Below are 1,487 nucleotides of genomic sequence, written 5' to 3'. Positions count from 1 at the left end.
CCTTCTCGAGATACTTGCGGATCTTGATGTCCTCATGCAGCAGCTTGCCGTACTCGCCGGTGTTCGCGAACCAGCGCGAATCCCAGGTGCGGTTGATGCCGAGGCGAAGACCGATCGGATTGACTTTCTGGCCCATTATGCGGCCTCCCCTTTTTCTTCGACTTCACGAACGACGATCGTGAGGTGCGAGAACGGCTTCTCGATACGGCTGGCGCGACCACGGCCACGGGCATGGAACCGCTTCATGACGATCGACTTGCCGACATAGGCTTCCGCCACGATCAGTGCATCGACATCCAGGTCGTGGTTGTTTTCCGCGTTGGCGATTGCCGATTCCAGCGTCTTCTTGACCGTGCCGGAAATCCGCTTGGCCGAGAATTCGAGATCGGAAAGCGCTGTCGCGACCTTCTTGCCGCGGATCAGCGCGGCAACGAGGTTCAGCTTCTGCGGGCTGATACGGATCGTGCGCAATACGGCGCGCGCTTCGTTATCAGCAAGCCTGCGCGGAGCTTTGGCCTTGCCCATGATTATTTCCTCTTCGCCTTCTTATCCGCGCCGTGACCGTAATAGGTCCGGGTCGGAGCGAATTCACCGAACTTGTGACCGACCATGTCCTCGTTCACCGAGACGGGAACATGCTTCTGGCCGTTGTAGACACCGAAGGTGAAGCCGACGAACTGCGGCAGGATGGTGGAGCGACGGCTCCACATCTTGATCACCTCATTGCGACCACCTTCACGAACCTTGTCCACCTTCTTGAGAAGGTAGCCGTCAATGAAGGGGCCTTTCCAAATCGAACGAGTCACTTGGCGTTACCTCTTCTTAGCTCTTGCGCTGATGGCGCGAGCGCAGGATGAACTTGTCGGTCGCCTTGTTGGACCGCGTCTTCTTGCCCTTGGTCGGCTTGCCCCAGGGCGAAACCGGATGGCGGCCACCCGAGGTGCGGCCTTCGCCGCCGCCGTGCGGATGGTCGACCGGGTTCATGGTCACGCCGCGATTGTGCGGGCGCTTGCCACGCCAAACCGTGCGACCGGCCTTGCCGTCGTTGATGTTGCCGTGGTCCGGATTGGACACAGCGCCGACAGTGGCCATGCAGGAGCCGTGAACGACACGCTGCTCGCCCGAATTGAGGCGCAGGATCGCCATGCCCTGGTCACGACCGACCAGCTGACCGTAACCACCTGCCGAACGGGCGACCTGAGCGCCCTTGCCCGGCTTCAGCTCGATGTTGTGGACGATGGTGCCGACCGGCATCGAAGCCAGCGGCATCGCATTGCCCGGCTTCACGTCGACCGATTCACCGGACACGATCTTGTCGCCGGGAGCCAGACGCTGCGGAGCGATGATGTAGGACAGCTCGCCATCGTCGTACTTGATCAGCGCGATGAAGGCAGTGCGGTTCGGATCGTATTCAATGCGCTCGACCGTGCCGACGACGTCGAACTTGCGGCGCTTGAAGTCGATGATGCGGTACGAACGCTTGTGAC

3 protein-coding genes and 1 pseudogene are annotated in these 1,487 nt (G+C 60.7%); all 4 read right to left on the bottom strand.

What is annotated here, in order from left to right:
• Positions 1 to 136, bottom strand: a pseudogene (locus EN935_RS35670) (30S ribosomal protein S3); the annotation flags it as partial.
• Positions 136 to 525, bottom strand: a complete 390-nt coding sequence (gene rplV / locus EN935_RS35665; protein WP_006205462.1) for a 50S ribosomal protein L22 — start codon at positions 523 to 525, stop codon at positions 136 to 138. The pseudogene EN935_RS35670 and the gene rplV, both read right to left, overlap by 1 nt.
• Positions 526 to 527: 2 nt before the next feature.
• The gene (rpsS, locus tag EN935_RS35660; RefSeq protein ID WP_006205463.1) at positions 528 to 806 is read right to left on the bottom strand and encodes a 30S ribosomal protein S19; all 279 of its coding nucleotides are present in this window, start codon (positions 804 to 806) and stop codon (positions 528 to 530) included.
• 16 nt (positions 807 to 822) lie between these two features.
• Positions 823 to 1,487 (bottom strand): 50S ribosomal protein L2 (rplB, locus tag EN935_RS35655; RefSeq protein WP_127374207.1); only part of this gene is annotated, 665 nt, incomplete at its 5' end.

It is taken from the genome of Mesorhizobium sp. M7D.F.Ca.US.004.03.1.1, assembly GCF_003998635.1.
In the GTDB taxonomy this organism is placed as follows: domain Bacteria; phylum Pseudomonadota; class Alphaproteobacteria; order Rhizobiales; family Rhizobiaceae; genus Mesorhizobium; species Mesorhizobium loti.
Note: the sequence above shows the minus strand (reverse complement) of the source record. Positions and strands in the feature narration are given on the sequence as shown.